Source organism: Flavobacterium xizangense (assembly GCF_054075145.1).
Map to the genome: position 1 here is coordinate 58682 of NZ_JBSIPG010000007.1, position 18954 is coordinate 77635.

Consider the following 18954-nt stretch of genomic DNA (forward strand, 5'->3'; position numbering starts at 1 on the left):
TCCAATATTTAAATTCCAAATCCCGAACATCTATAAAATTCAAATATTTAAAATTCAAATTCCAATATACTGAAGTACCTTTACAAAAGAGAACAATCATATTAATAATGATTTTGGAATTTGAAATTAAAAACTTGGAATTTAAAATGAGCCATTTAGATGATATCTTAAAATCACGCCGCGATACACGACATTTTACTACCGATGAAGTTCCTGACGAAGTGATTCAAAAAGCTTTGCAGGCCGGTCACTGGGCACCTTCTGTTGGATTAACAGATGCAACCAGATATTATCTCATAAAATCTTCTGAAGTTAAAACAGCTATTAAAAATCTGTTTTTAGAGTACAACAAAAAAGCCGAAGAACTTACCGATAATCCAGAACAGAAAGAACTTTACAGATCCCTAAAACTGGAAGCAATTGAAGAAGCTCCGGTCGGTCTTATAATTGCTTATGATCGTTCGGTCTTGAATCAATTTACGATTGGAACTGTTGGCAGCAATGAAGCGGTGAAATTTAGTTCGGTTTGTGCGGCACAGAATATTTGGCTTTCACTTACAGAACAAGGCTACGGAATGGGCTGGGTTTCTATTTTAAACTATTATCAATTCAAAAAAATTCTGCATTTACCCGAAAATATTGAACCGCTTGGTTATTTCTGCGTTGGAAAACCGGCAACAAATTATAACAATCAGCCAATGTTGCAACAATTGCATTGGAAACAAAAATCGGAAGCGCCAATTTGTACAGAAATTCAAAATGTAAACGAAAATTCTGTTTCAGAAATCACAACTAATTTCACATCAAAAAATAAAATTGCAACCGATTTTGATAAACTTCTTCAAGAAAAGATAGATTCAAAAACAAAACCAATTGGCGCTTTAGGAACTTTAGAAACACTAGCTTTTCAAATAGCAACGGTTTTTGAAACTTTAACTCCGAAAATCAAAAATCCAAATATGGTCGTTTTTGCCGCTGATCATGGAATTGCAAATCATGGCGTAAGCGCTTATCCGCAAGATGTGACCCGCCAAATGGTTGGGAATTTTCTAGACGGAGGCGCTGCAATAAATGTTTTTTGCAAACAAAACCATATGCAATTATCAATTGTCGATGCTGGAGTCAATTATGATTTTCCAACAAATGCAAAATTGATTGACGCTAAAATTGCTAAAGGAACACAATCTTTCTTGCATGTGCCCGCCATGAGTCAAACGGAACTTCAATTGTGTTTTGAAAAAGGAAAATCAATCGTTCAAGAAATCGCGAAAACGGGTTCGAACTGCATTGGTTTTGGCGAAATGGGAATTGGAAACACTTCAACAGCTTCAGTTTTAATGAGTCTTTTGACCGGTTTTCCTATTGAGGAATGTGTTGGAAAAGGCACAGGAGTTGTCGATGAAAAATTAATTCAGAAACAAAATCTTCTCAAAAAAGCAATTGAAAATTATTCCGGTCAAGCCGAATTAAAAGAACAATTGGCTTTCTTTGGCGGTTTTGAAATTCTACAAATGGCAAGCGGAATGCTGACTGCCTTTGAAAATAAAATGCTGATTCTAATTGACGGGTTTATTTGCAGTACCGCATTTTTAATTGCAACCAAAATGAATCCTGAAATTATACAAAATGCTGTTTTTTGCCATTGCTCTGCTGAGAATGCACATCAAAAATTACTTGATTATTTAAATGCCAAACCAATTTTAAACCTAGATTTGCGTCTTGGCGAAGGAACTGGCTGTGCAATTGCTTTTCCAATTTTAAAATCGGCTGAAGTTTTTTTGAATGAAATGGCTAGTTTTGAAAGTGCCGGAGTTAGTAGAAAATAGTATTCAGTCTCAGTTTTAGTCTTAAAACTAAATTTTCTTAATTAATTATCTTAAATGAAAAAAGAACTACACATCTTCTTTACCTGTTTAATGTTTTACACCCGAATTCCATGTCCAAAAAACATTACGCATCATCCTGATTATTTAAACAAAGCCACACGATATTTTCCTTTTATCGGTTGGATTGTCGGAAGCATTTCATTTCTTGCTTTCTACCTTTTTTCGTTATTTCTTTCTATAGAAACCGCTGTAATTTTTGCAATTATCGCTTCTATTTTAACAACTGGAGCATTTCATGAAGATGGTTTTGCAGATGTTTGTGATGGTTTTGGCGGCGGCTGGACCAAGGAAAAAATCCTAATGATTATGAAAGACAGTGCAATTGGTGCTTATGGAGCAATTGGACTTGTTTTATTGTTTTTGGCCAAATTCAAATTGCTTTCAGAATCTCTTCTAATTTTCAAAAATGACAATAACTATTTTTTATTATTCTTATTATTTATCTCGGCTCACTCTTTAAGCCGTTTGGCAGCAATCAGTATTATTTTTACTCATGAATATTCACGAGATGATGCAACAAGTAAAAGCAAACCGATCGCAAAAAACCATACCTGGAAAGAAATTCTCGGATCCTTTTTCTTAGGGTTACTTCCTTTGCTGGCACTCTCCTATTTCTCTTTTGAGATCAAAACGATTTTGATTTTGATTCCTATTTTTTTGACAAGATATTTTCTAGCAAGATATTTCCAAAAATGGATTGACGGCTATACAGGCGATTGTCTTGGAGCCACACAGCAAGTCTGCGAAGTTATTTTTTATTTAAGTCTTCTTTTTATATGGAAATTTATCTAGTCCGCCACACCGAAACAATCTGCGAAAAAGGAATTTGCTACGGACAATCGGATGTTGATATTGTGGTTCCTTTTGATATTATTTTTGATGAAATTGTTTCGCAGTTGCCTTCTGAAGCAATGATTTTTTCGAGTCCGTTGAAGCGCTGTGTAACTTTGGCAAAACACATCCAAAATAATATCAAAACGATATCCTATCAAGAAGATGATCGTTTAAAAGAAATGAACTTTGGCGATTGGGAACTTAAAAACTGGAATGAAATTCCGCCCGAACAACTCAATCCCTGGATGGAAGATTTTGTGAATATAAAGGTTTCAAATGGAGAATCTTTTGTTGAATTGCATGATCGTGTTGGCAACTTTTTGTTGAATACAATTTCAAAAAATGTACAACATCCAATTGTTATTGTTTGTCATGCCGGAATTATAAGAAGTATCTTATGTCATCAAACTTTCCTGCCTTTAAAAGAGGCTTTTCAAAATAAAGTTGATTTTGGTCAAGTCATTAAAATTGAGCTTTGACAAAGCTTTCGTTCAGAATTTATCGGAAAAAGTAAAACAAATTTGAAAATTCAATAATTTTAACTTTATCTTTGCGCAAAATTAAGGTTGTGTTTTAATAACGAAAACACATTAAAAGGGAATCAAGTAAAAACTTGAGCTGTACCCGCAACTGTAAGCTTAGTTCTGAAAAGAATGCTTGTTGTAACTACAAAGCCACTGCTCGCCACGGCGAATGGGAAGGCATACAACAAGACGCAAGCCAGGAGACCTGCCTTTGAAACAAAGATCGAACTCTCGGGAAAAAGAGTGTAGAAATTATGACTTTAAAAAAATATTTCGCTTTTACTTTATTATTGTTGTGCCAATTTATTTGGGCGCAAAAAGATTCTATTACCAGTCTGAAAGAAGTTTTGGTTTCAGATTCAAATCTTAAAAAATACTCTGCTTCGCAATCGGTTTTAAAACTCAATGATTCTGTTATCAATAAAAACGAGGCTTTATTAACTGATCTATTAAATTTCAATTCCACTATTTATTTTAAAGAATACGGCCGCGGCATGCTTTCGACGGTTGCTTTTAGAGGCACGACTTCGTCACAAACAGCAGTGATTTGGAATGGAATCAACATCAATTCCCAAATGAATGGAAGTACAGATTTCAACACTATTTCTGGTTCCGATTATAATTCTATCAGCGTAAAAGCTGGTGGAGGAAGTGTCATTTACGGAAGCGGTGCCGTAGGAGGAACTGTTCATTTAAATAACGATTTGGCATTTTATAATCGTTTTGAGAATAATTTAAAACTTGATTACGGAAGTTTCAATACAATTGGAATTAATTATAAAACCAATATTTCGAACGAAAAATGGAGCGCACAAATTGGTTTCTCAAAAAACAGCTCAACAAACGATTATAAATATTTGAACCGATATACTTGGAAAGGCGAACAACGCTGGAACCAAAACGGACAATACTACATTATCACAATGAGCGCCAATTTGGGTTATAAATTTGATGCAAAAAACAGTTTGAAATTATATACTCAGACTTCAAATACTGATCGAAATACTTCTTTAATAACTGAGACAGAAACTCCAAGTAAATATGTAAACGGCTTCAATAGAAATTTACTGGAATACGACGGAAATTATGGCAAGTTTACTACCAATTTCAAAACAGCATATATTTTCGAAAATTACCAATATTATCCAGACAACGCTTTTAATCAATATACTTACGGAAAAACAGAAAGTTTTATCACAAAAGCTGATTTAGGATATACACTTTTCAAATCAACTCAAGTAAATGGAATTTTAGATTATAACCGAACTAAAGGCTACGGAAGCGGTTTTGGAGATAATACAAGAGAAATCAGTTCTGCGGCATTATTAGTAAAACAAGATTTTTCGAAAGACTGGAAAAATGAATTTGGTATTCGAAAAGAATTCACAGACAATTATAAATCGCCAGTTTTGTTCAATTTAGGTTCTTCTTATCAATTTGGAAAACTGTATAATTTAAAGTTGAATTTATCCCGAAACTTCAGAATCCCAACATTTAATGATTTGTATTGGGAAGAAGGCGGAAATCCAAATTTAAAACCCGAAAGTTCGTATCAGGCGGAAATAGGAAATGTTTTTACTTTCAAAAATATTTCACTTACGCAAACACTTTACTACATCAAAATTACCGATTTATTACGATGGGTTCCAGGAAGCGGGGGCATCTGGAGACCAGAAAACACAGACAAAGTAAACAGTTATGGTGCTGAAACTTTAATTAGCTGGAAAAAACAATATGGCAAAAATTATTTTGGAGCTAATGCCACTTATGCATATACAGTATCAGAGAACACAGAAACTGACAAACAGTTGTTTTTTGTTCCATTTAATAAAGTAACGGCCGCTGTGTCTTATTCAAGAAACCGAATTTCAGCTTACTACCAATTCCTTTACAATGGTTTTGTTTATACGCAAGCAGATAATGATCCAAATGAAATAGTTGATGCTTATATGGTTTCAAATATTGGAATCGACTATGATTTAAAATTTTTAAGTTCTTTCAAACTTGGATTTCAAGTATTAAATCTTTGGAACGAAAATTATGAAAGCCTTGAAAATAGACCAATGCCAGGAAGAAATTTTAATTTGTACTTAAACCTTAAATTTTAATATAATGAAATTAACTAGATTATTTTTATTAGCAATAAGCGCATCGCTTTTTGTTTCTTGTTCTAACGACGATGATAATGCCCCAAAGAGAGTTTATGATAATGGATTTTTCATCTTAAACGAAGGAAATTCTGGCGGTGGATCAGTTTCTTTTGCAAGTGATGATTTAGCCAATTTTACAGCTGACGTTTATAAAACAGCAAATGCAGGTGATTTTGCAGGAGTATATCTTCAAAATATCTTTTTCAATGGAGACAACGCTTATATCATTGCTGGTGGATCTAACGTAATTAATGTTGTAAACAGATACACATTTAAGTTAATTGCAAAAGTTGACAGCGGATTGGCAAACCCAAGATATGGTGTTATAAAAGATGGAAAAGCATATGTAACAAATGCTAACACCTATTCTTACAGCAATCCTGCAACTGGAGATACTGATGATTATATTGCTGTAATTGATTTGGCCACAAACAAAGTAGAATCTAAAATTGAATTGAAAGCTACCGCAAACCGAATTTTATTAGAAAACGGAAAATTATACATTACAGATTCTTACAATGACAAAGTATTGGTTGTAAATCCTACGACAAAAGCATTAGAAACTCCTGTGACAATTGGTTTCAGCGGAGACAGCATGGAAGTTAAAGATGGGATTTTATATGTTTTGAGAGCGCCTTACGGAGACAACAGAAGTGAAATTGTAAAAGTAAAACTATCTGATAAATCAGTTACTAAAATCACTTTCCCAAAATCTTTAGACAGAGCTGGGTATTTGGATATTTATAATGATAAAGTTTACTATACTTCTAACAAATCAGTTTACGCAATTAGCCCTTCTGCAACAGAAGCATCTACAACACCAATTTTAACTGCGAATCTTCCAACTGGTGGTTCTATTTATGGATTTGCTGTTGAAAACAATAAAATTTATATTGCTGACGGTGGTGATTTCGGATCAAACAGTAAAGCTTACATCTATAATTTAAGTGGTGTATCACAAAAAGAATTAACTGTAGGAGTTGGACCAAATGGTTTCTACTTCAACAATTAATATACCTTTTATTTTTAAATTAGTTTTTGGATTTTTTTTGAAAAAAAGGCTTTCATTTCTGAAAGCCTTTTTTTTTATTTTAACGATTTTGAAAACCCTTTTGGAACAGTTTCCAAATACATATCATTTCGTAATCCGTTGATTTTTTTCGAATCATCTATATAAGGCAAAACAAAACTTTTATCGGTTTGAATCTTTTTAGCAGTAGCTCCGGTAATTTTAGAAATTGCCAAATTTAATAATGGTTCCGCTGGATCTCCAAGTACTCCGTAACTGCTCACATATTCTAACTGTACATATGTAGGCACTAAGCCAGAAGTATAATCTCCAAAATCCTGAGCGTTGGTAATTTTAAAAACCAAAGGCTGCATTGCATATTTATGATTTGGATTTACATTAGATTTCGTGAAAGTCGGAGAATCATAAACGGTAAATGAACCAACATTTTTTCCAATGGTTGTTTCTCCAATTTGAACAACATCAATATAAGGCTTTAAACCATTAATAACTAATTCACTTGCCGATGCCGTGCTCGAAGTTGTTAAAATATAAACCTTTGATAAATTCAAACTATTTAAAGCCGTACCGTCAATATTATTGACAAATCTTTGGTTCAAAGTCTCCAGATCATCTGTAGTCATTGTAGCCATTAATTTCAAGTTATATTGCTGTTTCGAAAATATTTTTCCGTTAAATTGCCCTGTGATCATGCTCGCTAAACGAGTTGATGTACGTACAGAACCACCTCCGTTATATCTTAAATCCAAAACTAAATCGGTAACACCCTGTGCTTTTAATTCACCAAAAGCCTGATTCAGTTTAACATCATAATCCGAATAAAAACCATTATACATTAAATAGCCAATTTTACGACCGCCAGAAGTAATCACCTTATTAATTAAAATTGGATTTTCTTCTAAAACTGTTTTCGTCAAAGCCACCGATTTGCCATTCAAAACAAAAGTTGAACCATTATAATCGGCAAGATTTAAGGTATAACTGTCTGGGGCTAACAATAATGATTGATAATTAGAAACCGTTAGTTTTGTACCATTTACAGCCGTAAATAAATCACCTCTTTTTATTGCTTTCCCCGAAGCATCAGAATTTGCAACAATATAACGTACATAACCCACAACATCATTTGAGCCACTGGCAACTCTCATTAGTCCAAAATCTACTCCATTATTTTTCGTGATTCCGTTAAGTTCTTGTTCCAAAACAGTATAATCATCAACGATCCAGCTAAAACGGTCAATTGCTGTAGCAGGATATTTACTGATTGGTTTATTTAATAAATCTTGAAACAATTCTTTTGGATCTGAATATCCAGATAAGTACGAGTTTAATTCTGCTTGACTGCTAAATCTATCATCAGCTAAATTTGGCACATCAGCCTGCCACAAATAAACTTCATTTAATCCTTTCCAGATAAAATCATTTACTTGTAAAGTTGCCGGAGCCTCTACATCATCCTGATCTTCACAGGACTGCAAAGTAAAGACAAGCAAAAAAATTAGTAGTAAACTCTTTAATATTGTTTTCATAAAAAATGTTCTTGGTAATCTATTAACGTAAAAATACTACCTTTAGTTTTAACTCTATCAAGTTTATTTCATTTTTTCATCATTTTTTTTAAAAAATGGCTGTAACAAAAATAATAGTGCCTCGTCTTGACTATATAAGCTAACGAATAACCAACCAAATTTTATGAATCAGAATGTGTTTATAGAATTAATTAATCCTTTTAAAGACAAAGTTTTTCGTCTGGCAAAAAGATTGCTAACCAGCACCGAAGAGGCTGAAGATGCCACTCAGGAAGTGATGGTAAAATTATGGAACAAAAAAGACAATTTAGATTCCTATAATAATATCGAAGCAGTAGCCATGACAATGACCAAAAATTATTGTCTGGATCAATTAAAATCTAAAAGAGCCGGAAATCTCAAAATTGTGCACAACAATTTTACAGACCGGGAACCTCAATTGGATAAAAAATTAGAAGATTCTGACAGTTTGGAATGGGTCGAGAAAATTATAAATCAGCTGCCAGAGCAGCTCCAAATATTAATTCAGCTTCGCGATGTTGAGCAATATGAATTTGATGAAATTGCGAAAATTGTCAACATGAATGAAACGGCTATTAGAGTAGCACTTTCAAGAGCGAGAAAAAAAATTAGAGAATCAATGGTTAACACACACAGTTATGGAATTAGATAGAATAGAAAATATATTAGAAAAATACTTTCAGGGAGAAACTACTATTGCTGAAGAAAAAGAATTAAAAGAATATTTTTCGTCTCCAAATGTTGCGCAGCATTTAGAGCAATATCAGCCAATGTTTGGATATTTCTCTCAGGTAAAACAACAAAAATCAACGCAGGAAATTCCACTACAAACTAAGAAACGAAATGTGGCGTGGTTATCGATTGCAGCATCTGCTGTTGTTTTACTCGGAATTGGGACTTACTTCTTTACAAGCGAAAAAAATTCAGCTCCTGCTGTAGCGCAGTCAGAATTAGGAACCTATGATAATCCAGAAGAAGCTCTCGCAGCAACGCAAAAAGCTTTAGCACTATTATCAAACAATGTTAATGTAGGCATTGAAAGTGTGCAATATATTAACGAATATGAACAATCAAAAAACAAAATCTTTAAACAGTAATTAAAATCAATCAAAAATGAAAAATCTTATTATAACACTAGTTTTCACCTTTTTCACACATTCATTCTACGCGCAAGGCGCTTTTGACAAATTTGATGGTCAAGACGATGTAACATCAGTAATTGTAAACAAAAAAATGTTCGATTTAATGAGCAAGGTAAAAGTTGATGCTTCTGATAAAGAAACGCAGCAATACATTAATCTGATTAAAAAATTAGATTACCTAAAAGTGTTTACAACTAAAAATCCTAAAATCGAAGCTGATATGAAAGCTTCTGCAGACAAATACATCAAAACGGCAGGTCTTGAAGAATTAATGCGTGTAAACGATAGCGGTAAAAATGTCAAAATAATGGTAAAATCCGGAGCAAGCGATACACAAATCAAAGAATTACTGATGTTTGTTGACGGTGCAAAAAATGATGAAACTGTTTTATTATCACTAACAGGTAATTTTGACCTAAACGAAATTTCAGTATTGACAGATAAAATGCAGCTTCCTGGTGGAACTGACTTAAAAAAAGCCTCTAAAGGCAAAAAATAATCATGAAAAGTCGTGTTTTTACCTCAGCCCTTATAGCATTGCTAACTTTGATAAGCTGCAATTCTGAACCTTCATTGCAAAAGTATTTTGTCGAAAATAATGAGAAAAAGGACTTTATTGCAATTGATGTTTCATCTAATATTTTAAATATAGACAAAGCTAAATTATCAGCCGAGCAAGCAGAAGCTTTAAAATCATTTGACAAGATGAACATTTTAGCTTTTAAAGCGACAGATAAAAATCAAGCCGAATTTGAAACAGAACACACAAAAGTAAATGCCATTTTAAAAAATCCTAAATATCAGCAATTGATGAAAGTGGGTTCTGGCAAAGACGGCGCTTCAATAAGTTATGTTGGTACAGATGAAAATATCGAAGAATTCGTAGTTTTTGCTAACCGAAAAGAAAATGGTTTTGCTGTTGTCCGCGTTTTAGGAAAAAACATGAATCCGAATAACATTATGACAATTATGTCGGTTCTTCAAAAATCAAAAATAGATATGGAACAATTGAAGCCTTTGCAGCAATTGATTAAATAATCATCAATCTTATTTTTTATAATCAGAAAAAGCTCCGAAATTGTTTGGAGCTTTTTTTATACCCATTACGTTTTACCGTAAAATAGATTACAATCGTTTAGCTACTTTTGGATTTTAATCCAAAAATCAACCTAATGAAAACACCAAAAATCATCCTTTTTCTTTCTCTAATTATTGCTTTAAACAGCTGTTCAAGCGACAACTCAACTCCAGACGACACTACACCAACTTCAACATTCGCAATGACGGCAAAAGTTGATGGTACATTATGGGAAATGCAAAATCCGTTTGGTTCAGATTATGCTACAAAAACATTATTTGATATGTATCCAGCAGAACAATATATTCTTTTACAAGGAAGAAACAGTAATTTTGTAGATGAAATCAGACTTTACATTAAGAGAAGCGATCTAAAAGTTGGAACCTATCCTATAACAAAAAATACTTTTGATGCATCTAAAACACAAGTTGAAATCTCATTCAATACTAAAGGAAAAAGTCAATATCCTGTTAATGGTTCAGTATCAATTACAACAATTGACTTAAGTGCTAAAAAAGTAACTGGAACATTTTCATTTAATTGTGTAGATGATGACGCTAAACCAATTAGCGCAACTAATCCTATTACAACAAAAGTAACGGAAGGTACTTTTAATTATAGATATGATGTAGCAGGGAAATAATTCTGATGTATTTCTATATAAAAAAGCTCCAATCTTCATTGGAGCTTTTTCTTTTATAATAGAATCTGAGATTATTTACTCAAATACATTTTTCTTCTAGAATACAATTCGTAGAATTGATCGTCTTTTAAATCATCAATAAACAAGATACTTTCTCCTGTTGACTTCATTTCTGGCCCTAACGCTTTGTTTACGTTCGGGAATTTGCTGAAAGAGAAAACCGGTTGTTTGATTGCATAACCTTTTAATTGCGGATTGAAATCAAAGTCAGTTACTTTATTGTGGCCTAACATTACTTTTGTAGCGTAGTTCACATAAGGCTCTCCGTAAGCTTTTGCAATAAAAGGAACCGTTCTAGAAGCTCTTGGATTTGCCTCGATGATGTAAACCGTATCATCTTTAATCGCAAACTGAATGTTGATTAAACCAACCGTTTTTAAAGCTCTAGCAATTTTATGTGTATGATCTTTAATTTGCTGCATTACAAATTCTCCTAAGTTAAAAGGAGGCAATGTTGCGTTACTATCTCCAGAGTGAACTCCACAAGGCTCGATGTGCTCCATAATTCCGATGATGTAAACATTTCCATCAGCATCACAAATTGCATCTGCCTCAGCTTCGATTGCTCCAGCTAAGTAGTGATCCAAAAGTAATTTATTTCCTGGAATTGCTTTCAACAAATCGATAACGTGTTCTTCCAACTCTTTTTTGTTGATTACAATTTTCATTCCCTGACCTCCTAATACATAAGAAGGACGAATTAAAAGCGGAAAATCTAAAGTATCAGCCAATTTTGAAGCTTCGTCTGCTGTTTCAGCGATTCCGAATCTTGGGAAAGGAATATGTAATTCAGTCAATAAGTCTGAGAAACGTCCTCTGTCTTCTGCTAAGTCAAGTGCATCAAAACTAGTTCCGATAATTTTTACGCCGTATTTAGATAATTTATCTGCTAATTTAAGAGCTGTCTGACCTCCAAGCTGAACGATTACACCTTCTGGTTTTTCATGTTGGATGATGTCATAAATATGCTCCCAGAAAACTGGTTCGAAGTATAATTTATCAGCAGTATCAAAATCTGTAGAAACCGTTTCAGGATTACAGTTAATCATGATCGTTTCATAACCGCATTCTTTCGCAGCTAAAACTCCGTGTACACAAGAATAATCAAACTCGATTCCTTGTCCAATTCTGTTTGGTCCAGAACCTAAAACGATTACTTTCTTTTTATCTGTTACAACACTTTCGTTGTCAACAAAACGTTCTCCGTTTGCTTTCTCAATTTCAGCCTCAAAAGTCGAGTAATAATAAGGAGTTTGTGCCTTAAACTCAGCCGCACAAGTATCTACTAATTTAAACACACGGTTGATTTTTTGTTCCATACGTAAAGTATGAACTTCACTTTCTAAACAACTCATCATGTGAGCTAATTGTCTGTCGGCAAAACCTTTTTGTTTTGCCTCAAGCAATAATTCTTTTGGAAGATTTGAAACTTTGTAGTTTGAGATTTCTTTTTCTAAAGTATAAAGCTCTTCGTATTGTTTCAAGAACCACATATCGATTCTTGTAATTTCATGAATTGTACTCAATGGAATTCCCATTGCGATTGCGTCATAAATTACAAAAACACGATCCCAGCTTGCATAAGTCAGTTTCTCGATAATTTGTTCGTAATTTTTATATCCTTTTCCGTCAGCACCTAAACCATTTCTCTTAATTTCTAGAGATTGAGTTGCTTTATGAAGCGCTTCCTGAAAAGAACGCCCGATTCCCATAACCTCACCTACAGATTTCATCTGAAGACCTAAAGTTCTATCTGAACCTTCAAATTTATCGAAGTTCCAACGTGGTATTTTTACGATTACATAATCTAAAGTTGGTTCGAAAAGAGCCGAAGTAGATTTTGTAATTTGATTTTGCAACTCATCTAAGTTGTATCCTAATGCTAATTTAGAAGCGATTTTTGCAATTGGATAACCAGTCGCTTTTGATGCCAAAGCAGACGAACGAGATACACGAGGATTGATTTCGATTGCTACTATATCTTCTTTTTCGTCTGGCGAAACTGCGAATTGCACATTACATCCTCCTGCAAAATTTCCGATACTTCTCATCATTAAGATAGCGTAGTCACGTAATTTTTGGAAAGTTGTATCCGATAATGTCATTGCCGGAGCAACTGTAATCGAATCTCCAGTGTGGATTCCCATTGGATCCATATTTTCGATAGAACAGATAATTACAACGTTGTCATTTTTATCTCTTAAAAGCTCTAACTCGTATTCTTTCCATCCCATCAAAGCTTTGTCGATCAAAACTTCATGAATTGGAGAAGCTTCAAGTCCGCGAGTTAAAAGCTCATCAAAATCTTCTTTTTTATAAACCACCGCTGCTCCAGTTCCTCCCAGTGTAAACGAAGGACGAATTACAAGCGGAAAACCAAACTCCTGTGCAATTTCTTTTCCTTCTAAGTAAGAAGTAGCTGTTTTTGCTGGCGCTGTTGGTACTTTAATTTTTTCTAAAAGCTGTTTAAATTGCTCTCTGTCTTCTGTAATATTAATCGCGTTCACATCAACACCGATTAATCTTACTCCGAAATCCTGCCAGATTCCTTTTTCTTCAGCTTCCAAACACAAGTTTAAAGCCGTTTGCCCTCCCATTGTTGGCAAAACAGCATCAATTTGCGGATGTTCCTTCAGAATTTCAATAATCGATTTTGTTGTTAAAGGTTTCAAATAAATATGATCGGCCATCGATGGGTCGGTCATAATCGTCGCTGGATTCGAGTTTATCAGAATAACCTCAATTCCTTCTTCACGAATCGAACGTGCAGATTGAGATCCTGCATAATCGAATTCGCAAGCTTGACCAATAACAATAGGTCCTGAACCTATTATTAAAACTGATTTTATTGATGTGTCTTTAGGCATTTTGTATGTATTGTGTAGTTATATAAGTACTTTAAAAACTTTTCTAGTATACTAAAAACTAGAAAGTTGAGATTTTTTTTACCGACAAGGTATAAAAAAAGGCGATACTAAAAAAGTAATCGCCTTATGTATGTTTATACAAACATTATTTTTTGTGTCTAGGCTCGCTAGAAACAGTTAATTTATGTCTTCCTTTTGCTCTTCTACGCGCTAGAACTTTTCTTCCATTCGCAGAAGCCATTCTGTCCATAAATCCGTGCTTATTTCTTCTTTTTCTTTTCGATGGTTGAAATGTTCTTTTGCTCATTGCTTTGTATCTTTAAAAATGGTATCTAATTAACTCTTTCTTGGTTTTGAATATCGTTGCTCAAAAACCGAGTGCAAATATACAAAGACTTTTTTTTCTGGCAAGCACTTTAATAAAAATATTTTTAATTCATTTTACTATATTTGCAATCACAAATTTACATTAATTATGTTTCACAAAAATATTAAACTAATTTTAGCCGGACTTCTTGTTGTAGCTGGCATTTGGCAATTTACAGAAAGTAATATCGGAAATGGAATATTTCTTATATTATTGACTGCAATTCCAGTTTTTCTTTACTTTAAAAATGAATTTATCCTTTTAGCCTTTCTTAAATTAAGAAAACAAGACTTCGAAGGCGCTAAAAAATGGCTGGCATATATTAAAAACCCTGAAGCTGCATTGGTAAGAAAACAGCAAGGTTACTTTAATTACCTTCATGGAATCATGTTATCTCAAACGAATATCAATCAAGCTGAGAAACATTTCAAAAAAGCAATCGAACTTGGACTATCAATGGATATGGATTTGGCTGTTGCTAAATTGAACCTTGCCGGAGTTGCAATGTCACGCAGAAGAAAATTAGAAGCGACTAATTTATTAAACGAAGCTAAAAAATTAGACAAACAGGGAATGCTGAAAGAGCAGATTTCTATGATGAAAGAACAAATGAAGAAAATCTAATTTTTTCAAATCATAATATTTAAAATCCCAAATTCTAAAAAAGAGTTTGGGATTTTTTTTATTTTAAATTTTCTTTCTAACGCGCGACCAACACTTAGTTTGTCATTTCGACGAAGGAGAAATCTCCGCAAGTAGCCCGACAAAGATTGTCGATTTTGATTATAGAGTTACTGGTGGAGATTTCTCCTTCGTCGAAATGACAAGATTGCGCTAAAATCCAGAAAGAATTTAGAATTTAAAATTTTATTCTAACTAATCCTCCAATATAATCGAAGGCAAGTTCTCGTTGAGCCATTTATACTTATTCAGAATCATAATGTGCGTTCCGCCTTTTACGACAATGCATTTATTGATATATTTTATAGGAAAAACATCATCCTGATCGCCATGAATATGAATTACTTTCTCGTCAACTTCATTTCTATCCCATAAAATAATTGATTCTACAGCCCACTGCAGATAATTAAGATCTCGTACAGCCAAAAATTTCTCGTATAATTTGATGCGTTTATTTACCTTTTCTCCAAAAGAATATTTAGCCAGATTTTCAATATTCAAAATCAACTTCATCGGAATTAATTTGTAGGCTTTTGTTTTTTTTCCGATTTTCATTCTTCTTGGAAATTCAACATTACTTCTGACACTCGAAATAATAATTACCTTTTGAGCCTTAATATGTTTTGAAATTTCCTGAACCAGAATTCCTCCAAAAGAAACGCCAATCAAAACCGGATTTTCATGTTTGATATTCTTTGCAATTCGAACTGCATAATCAGATAAAGATTCTTTCGGCTTAGGAATCTCCCATTCAAGCAAATGAGTTTCAAAAACAGATTCATCTAACTTTATTCTTTCAAAAATAGCAGGACTAGCCGCCAAGCCAGGCATAAAATAAACAGGAATTTTACTCATTTGTCAAAAAAGGTATTTTAATTACAAATCTCAATTTCAAGATAAATTTACTTTTTTTAACAATATGCACAGCAAATCTTGCACCATAATCCATATTAAAACAAATAAAATTACAAAATATTCAAAAAAAAGGCGTTCTAAAAAAATAATTTCATATTGAAAATCAAATGATTAACTTTGTATTTCCAAATCATTCATGTTTAACATTCTTGCATAAGTATTTAAACAGAATAACGCCCTAAATCTATTTTATATTTAAACCTGCTAAAAAATGACAAATTATGGAATCTATTGAAACTACATTGGCAATTAAAGACAACACTTTTGCGAGACAATTTGAAACTTTAGCTCCAGAAGGAATGCTTACTGTTGAATATTCATTTCAAGAAAAGAAAATTTTCCTAACCAAAATCAACACACCTGAAGGCTATGATAATCAAGCCGTACTTGACAACATGCTGAAAAACATCATGGAATTAAATACAGAGAAAAAATTCAGAGTTGTTCCTATTCACCCAAAGATTGTTACTTTTTTCAAAAAAAATCCAAAATACAAAGAATTGCTTCCTCCAGGAATAAGGATTTAAAAATCACCAATTAATCGGAGCCACAAACCTCCTATTACCATATAAACAAAAAGCATAACTAATCCAGTTATCAGGCCTTTGACCCACCAGCTTTTTAGGTCGACATAACCACTTCCGAAAAAGACTGGTGCCGGTCCATGTCCGTAATGCGTTAAAGTTCCGTATATCGATCCCACAAAACCAAGCATAAAAGCAAGAAGCAAGCCCGGAATTCCAAGTGAAACTCCAACTCCTAATAAAGCTGCATACATTGCCGCAACGTGCGCTGTTGCGCTTGCAAAAAGATAGTGGCTAAAAAAGTACACCAATACAATGATAGGAAAAGCCATTTGCCAGCTCAACCCTCCAATTTCGGCTTTTACCAAATCACTAAACCATGCAATAAAGCCTAACTCATTTAATGAACTTGCCATCATTACTAAAACTGAAAACCAAACAATGGTATCCCAAGCGCCTTTTTCGGCTTTTACATCATCCCAAGTTAAAACTGAAGTCAATAGCAAAATCACCAAACCAATAAACGCTGTTGTTGTGGCATCTATTGAAAACAAATCCCCTGTCATCCATAAAAACAGCAAAATAAAAAAAGTCAACAACATCATCCATTCGTTACGAGTAATGGAGCCCATTTCTTTAAGTTTTTGAGCTGCAATTTGAGGCGCATCTCCCGTTTTCTTCAATTCTGGCGGATAAATTTTATAAAGCACAAACGGAATTACAAAAAACGAAACCAACCCAGGAACAATGGCCGCAGTTGCCCAAGAAATCCAAGTGATTTTAATTCCAAGATTAAGCGCAAATTTTTGACACATTGGATTACTCGCCGTTCCAGTCAAAAACATAGACGATGCTATTAAATTTGCATTATAACTATTCAAGGTTAGATATGCTCCTAATTTTCGATGCGTTTCTGGCTTATCTGGCATCGAACCAAAACTCATTGACATGGACTTCATAATTGGATAAATAATTCCACCTCCACGGGCTGTATTACTTGGAACCGCAGGAGCCAAAACCAAATCAGCAAGCCCTAAACCATAAGCAAGTCCTAGCGAGCTTTTGCCAAATATTCGAATAAACAAAAAAGCAATTCTATTTCCTAAACCCGTTTTTATAAATCCTCTCGCAATAAAAAATGAAATCCCGATAAGCCAGATTACTTTATCGCCAAAACCTTTCAGTGCCAATGTTATAGATTTCCCAGCATCACCAGGCGCCAAAACCTGTGAAAAAGCTGTTAATGCAATAGCAATCATACACATAGTTCCCATTGGAGCTGCTTTCAAGATAATTCCTAAAATGGTCGCAACAAAAATGGCGAACAAATGCCATGCTTCAGCAACAACACCATTTGGAGCAGGAATTAACCAAATTGCAACTCCCACAGCAAGTGTGATTATAGTTTGGGGAATTTGTACTTCTTTCATAAAAACAAGATTTAAGTTAATTAAATTCTAAGCTGAAGTTGAATCAAAAACAAGTTATTATTGTAAGTGGTTGTATCTGGAACATTATAATCAAATCGGTCAATTTGAAATCCTGCTTCAATACGGCCTAAATAGGCTTTTCCAAATTCAAGACTCACCATTGGCGTATAAGTTTGTCTAAGATTAGAGTCGATTTTGTAACTCGGATCAAATCTTTCGTAACGACATGAAAATTCTAATGCGGTTAATTTATTATAATGAGCAACGTATCTAACATTTGGCAAAAAGTAAATTCCGCGCATTTGATAATCAGCTACATTTGGGGTTCTTGATGCAACTGGCAAAGAAAAATATAAATTATGATTTGTTCCTTGTTTGTATTCAACCTGCAAATCTAAACTCAATTTATCATTAAGTTTGAATTCACTCGTGACATCAGCGCCAATTGCAAAAACATCTTCTTTAAAAACTTTTCCGTAACCTCCATTCAACCCAAGATTAATATCATACTTTTTTGATAACTGCAGTACCCATCTTGTAGAGAACTGCTTACCGTTATCTTTATCCATTTCTTGGTTTTTCCCAGTTCCATTCAAAACAGAAAAAGCATAATTTACAGGTATTTTCCCAACATCAAAAGCTCCGGTTGCAGAGGCGCCGATCTGAAAACTCGTCCATCCATTTTTCCCAAATTCATAATATTGATTAGAAAAATCAAACGACTTGATAATATCTACAGGAACCAACTCTTCAATACCAAACGCTGGCCTGAACTGCCCTCCAATAAGCGCTATATATTTATTAAAAGTATATTTTCCGTATGCATTTTCAAGCACTTTCCCTTTTGTATCTGATTTAAAATCAGCCAGGTTTACTAAAATTACAACTTCGGTAGTTTCACTTAGTTTTGTATTAAGACCAACGCGCATTCTTTTAATATCAAATGAACTCTGAGTAACATTTCCTGTTGAATGATGCGCTCCTAAAACATCGACATTCTCTTCAAAACTTTCTAAATATCTGGCTTGTATAAGCCCTTTAAACTGAAATACGGGATATTTAATATCACTTTCAGAATCAGTCGCAGGTTGCGTTTGTGCAGTTTGTGCAATCGAAAACAACGGCATTAGAAATAAAACAAGAATAATTTGAAGAAGTAAAGTCTTTTTCATAGGCTTATAAATTAAACTTTATAAAAAGGTTCAGAATTATTTTTTCATATTTGGGGCATATAAAAAAAACACAAACACTTATGAATCAACGCAAAAACAGT

General features: G+C 33.7%; 18 protein-coding genes and 1 riboswitch. Of the genes, 12 read left to right on the plus strand and 6 right to left on the minus strand.

Going from position 1 to position 18954, the window contains the following annotated elements:
* Window positions 1-146 precede the first annotated feature (146 nt).
* From cobT to ACWA1B_RS16060, 5 genes are all read left to right on the plus strand, one after another.
* Window positions 147-1826 (plus strand): nicotinate-nucleotide--dimethylbenzimidazole phosphoribosyltransferase, encoded by a 1680-nt coding sequence (cobT, locus tag ACWA1B_RS16040; RefSeq protein ID WP_456908582.1) that lies wholly within the window; start codon window positions 147-149, stop codon window positions 1824-1826.
* Window positions 1827-1880: 54 nt separating this feature from the next.
* Entirely contained in the window at window positions 1881-2678 is a 798-nt protein-coding gene (locus ACWA1B_RS16045; protein ID WP_456908584.1) for an adenosylcobinamide-GDP ribazoletransferase, read from the plus strand.
* Window positions 2663-3199 carry a histidine phosphatase family protein gene (locus ACWA1B_RS16050; RefSeq protein WP_456908586.1) on the plus strand — a complete coding sequence of 179 codons (537 nt, stop codon included), beginning with the start codon at window positions 2663-2665 and terminating at the stop codon, window positions 3197-3199. Before ACWA1B_RS16045 ends, ACWA1B_RS16050 begins: the two co-directional genes overlap by 16 nt.
* 67 nt (window positions 3200-3266) lie before the next feature.
* Window positions 3267-3471: riboswitch (cobalamin riboswitch) on the plus strand.
* A gap of 27 nt (window positions 3472-3498) precedes the next feature.
* Window positions 3499-5352, plus strand: coding sequence for a TonB-dependent receptor plug domain-containing protein (locus ACWA1B_RS16055; protein ID WP_456908588.1), 1854 nt, complete (start codon window positions 3499-3501; stop codon window positions 5350-5352).
* 4 nt (window positions 5353-5356) lie between these two features.
* The gene (locus ACWA1B_RS16060) at window positions 5357-6406 is read left to right on the plus strand and encodes an amine dehydrogenase large subunit (protein WP_456908590.1); all 1050 of its coding nucleotides are present in this window, start codon (window positions 5357-5359) and stop codon (window positions 6404-6406) included.
* A 74-nt stretch (window positions 6407-6480) separates the two neighbouring features.
* On the opposite strand, the gene ACWA1B_RS16065 is transcribed toward ACWA1B_RS16060, so the two are convergent.
* Window positions 6481-7953, minus strand: coding sequence for a S41 family peptidase (locus ACWA1B_RS16065; protein WP_456908592.1), 1473 nt, complete (start codon window positions 7951-7953; stop codon window positions 6481-6483).
* A 163-nt stretch (window positions 7954-8116) separates the two neighbouring features.
* Here ACWA1B_RS16065 and ACWA1B_RS16070 point away from each other — a divergent pair, with 163 nt between their 5' ends.
* The 5 genes from ACWA1B_RS16070 (at window position 8117) to ACWA1B_RS16090 (ending at window position 10837) form a co-directional block, all read left to right on the plus strand.
* Window positions 8117-8626 carry an RNA polymerase sigma factor gene (locus ACWA1B_RS16070; protein ID WP_035649689.1) on the plus strand — a complete coding sequence of 170 codons (510 nt, stop codon included), beginning with the start codon at window positions 8117-8119 and terminating at the stop codon, window positions 8624-8626.
* Window positions 8613-9071, plus strand: coding sequence for a hypothetical protein (locus ACWA1B_RS16075; RefSeq protein WP_456908594.1), 459 nt, complete (start codon window positions 8613-8615; stop codon window positions 9069-9071). The genes ACWA1B_RS16070 and ACWA1B_RS16075 overlap by 14 nt, the downstream gene beginning before the upstream one ends.
* A 16-nt stretch (window positions 9072-9087) precedes the next feature.
* A complete protein-coding gene (locus ACWA1B_RS16080; protein WP_456908596.1) occupies window positions 9088-9615 on the plus strand; it encodes a DUF4252 domain-containing protein in 528 nt (175 codons plus the stop codon).
* Between the two features lie 2 nt (window positions 9616-9617).
* Window positions 9618-10154, plus strand: coding sequence for a DUF4252 domain-containing protein (locus ACWA1B_RS16085; protein WP_456908598.1), 537 nt, complete (start codon window positions 9618-9620; stop codon window positions 10152-10154).
* Between the two features lie 134 nt (window positions 10155-10288).
* A complete protein-coding gene (locus ACWA1B_RS16090; protein ID WP_456908600.1) occupies window positions 10289-10837 on the plus strand; it encodes a Riean_0653 family protein in 549 nt (182 codons plus the stop codon).
* 71 nt (window positions 10838-10908) lie between these two features.
* On the opposite strand, the gene carB is transcribed toward ACWA1B_RS16090, so the two are convergent.
* Both carB and rpmH read right to left on the minus strand, forming a co-directional pair.
* Complete coding sequence (gene carB / locus ACWA1B_RS16095) at window positions 10909-13764, minus strand: carbamoyl-phosphate synthase large subunit (protein ID WP_456908602.1); 2856 nt, start codon at window positions 13762-13764, stop codon at window positions 10909-10911.
* Between the two features lie 145 nt (window positions 13765-13909).
* Window positions 13910-14071 (minus strand): 50S ribosomal protein L34, encoded by a 162-nt coding sequence (gene rpmH, locus ACWA1B_RS16100; protein ID WP_008464848.1) that lies wholly within the window; start codon window positions 14069-14071, stop codon window positions 13910-13912.
* A gap of 168 nt (window positions 14072-14239) precedes the next feature.
* On the opposite strand from rpmH, the gene ACWA1B_RS16105 reads away from it, so the two are divergent.
* Complete coding sequence (locus tag ACWA1B_RS16105; protein WP_163398961.1) at window positions 14240-14755, plus strand: DUF2892 domain-containing protein; 516 nt, start codon at window positions 14240-14242, stop codon at window positions 14753-14755.
* 252 nt (window positions 14756-15007) lie between these two features.
* On the opposite strand, the gene ACWA1B_RS16110 is transcribed toward ACWA1B_RS16105, so the two are convergent.
* On the minus strand, window positions 15008-15667 hold the full coding sequence (locus tag ACWA1B_RS16110; protein WP_456908605.1) for an alpha/beta hydrolase family protein: 660 nt from the start codon (window positions 15665-15667) through the stop codon (window positions 15008-15010).
* Between the two features lie 281 nt (window positions 15668-15948).
* On the opposite strand from ACWA1B_RS16110, the gene ACWA1B_RS16115 reads away from it, so the two are divergent.
* Window positions 15949-16254, plus strand: a complete 306-nt coding sequence (locus tag ACWA1B_RS16115; RefSeq protein ID WP_193745228.1) for a GNAT family protein — start codon at window positions 15949-15951, stop codon at window positions 16252-16254.
* On the opposite strand, the gene ACWA1B_RS16120 is transcribed toward ACWA1B_RS16115, so the two are convergent.
* Both ACWA1B_RS16120 and ACWA1B_RS16125 read right to left on the minus strand, forming a co-directional pair.
* Window positions 16251-17681 carry an anion permease gene (locus tag ACWA1B_RS16120; RefSeq protein ID WP_456908607.1) on the minus strand — a complete coding sequence of 477 codons (1431 nt, stop codon included), beginning with the start codon at window positions 17679-17681 and terminating at the stop codon, window positions 16251-16253. The genes ACWA1B_RS16115 and ACWA1B_RS16120 overlap by 4 nt on opposite strands.
* Before the next feature lie 20 nt (window positions 17682-17701).
* Complete coding sequence (locus ACWA1B_RS16125; RefSeq protein WP_456908609.1) at window positions 17702-18853, minus strand: porin; 1152 nt, start codon at window positions 18851-18853, stop codon at window positions 17702-17704.
* Between the last annotated feature and the right edge of the window lie 101 nt (window positions 18854-18954).

Coding starts and splice junctions, on each gene's coding strand:
- ACWA1B_RS16080 (WP_456908596.1), top strand. CDS start 9,088: ATGAAAAATCTTATTATAACACTAGTTTTCACCTTTTTCACACATTCA.
- ACWA1B_RS16090 (WP_456908600.1), top strand. CDS start 10,289: ATGAAAACACCAAAAATCATCCTTTTTCTTTCTCTAATTATTGCTTTA.
- ACWA1B_RS16110 (WP_456908605.1), bottom strand. CDS start 15,667: ATGAGTAAAATTCCTGTTTATTTTATGCCTGGCTTGGCGGCTAGTCCT.
- ACWA1B_RS16075 (WP_456908594.1), top strand. CDS start 8,613: ATGGAATTAGATAGAATAGAAAATATATTAGAAAAATACTTTCAGGGA.
- carB (WP_456908602.1), bottom strand. CDS start 13,764: ATGCCTAAAGACACATCAATAAAATCAGTTTTAATAATAGGTTCAGGA.
- ACWA1B_RS16070 (WP_035649689.1), top strand. CDS start 8,117: ATGAATCAGAATGTGTTTATAGAATTAATTAATCCTTTTAAAGACAAA.
- ACWA1B_RS16085 (WP_456908598.1), top strand. CDS start 9,618: ATGAAAAGTCGTGTTTTTACCTCAGCCCTTATAGCATTGCTAACTTTG.
- ACWA1B_RS16045 (WP_456908584.1), top strand. CDS start 1,881: ATGAAAAAAGAACTACACATCTTCTTTACCTGTTTAATGTTTTACACC.
- ACWA1B_RS16120 (WP_456908607.1), bottom strand. CDS start 17,681: ATGAAAGAAGTACAAATTCCCCAAACTATAATCACACTTGCTGTGGGA.
- ACWA1B_RS16065 (WP_456908592.1), bottom strand. CDS start 7,953: ATGAAAACAATATTAAAGAGTTTACTACTAATTTTTTTGCTTGTCTTT.
- ACWA1B_RS16060 (WP_456908590.1), top strand. CDS start 5,357: ATGAAATTAACTAGATTATTTTTATTAGCAATAAGCGCATCGCTTTTT.
- ACWA1B_RS16115 (WP_193745228.1), top strand. CDS start 15,949: ATGGAATCTATTGAAACTACATTGGCAATTAAAGACAACACTTTTGCG.
- ACWA1B_RS16125 (WP_456908609.1), bottom strand. CDS start 18,853: ATGAAAAAGACTTTACTTCTTCAAATTATTCTTGTTTTATTTCTAATG.
- cobT (WP_456908582.1), top strand. CDS start 147: ATGAGCCATTTAGATGATATCTTAAAATCACGCCGCGATACACGACAT.
- ACWA1B_RS16055 (WP_456908588.1), top strand. CDS start 3,499: ATGACTTTAAAAAAATATTTCGCTTTTACTTTATTATTGTTGTGCCAA.
- rpmH (WP_008464848.1), bottom strand. CDS start 14,071: ATGAGCAAAAGAACATTTCAACCATCGAAAAGAAAAAGAAGAAATAAG.
- ACWA1B_RS16050 (WP_456908586.1), top strand. CDS start 2,663: ATGGAAATTTATCTAGTCCGCCACACCGAAACAATCTGCGAAAAAGGA.
- ACWA1B_RS16105 (WP_163398961.1), top strand. CDS start 14,240: ATGTTTCACAAAAATATTAAACTAATTTTAGCCGGACTTCTTGTTGTA.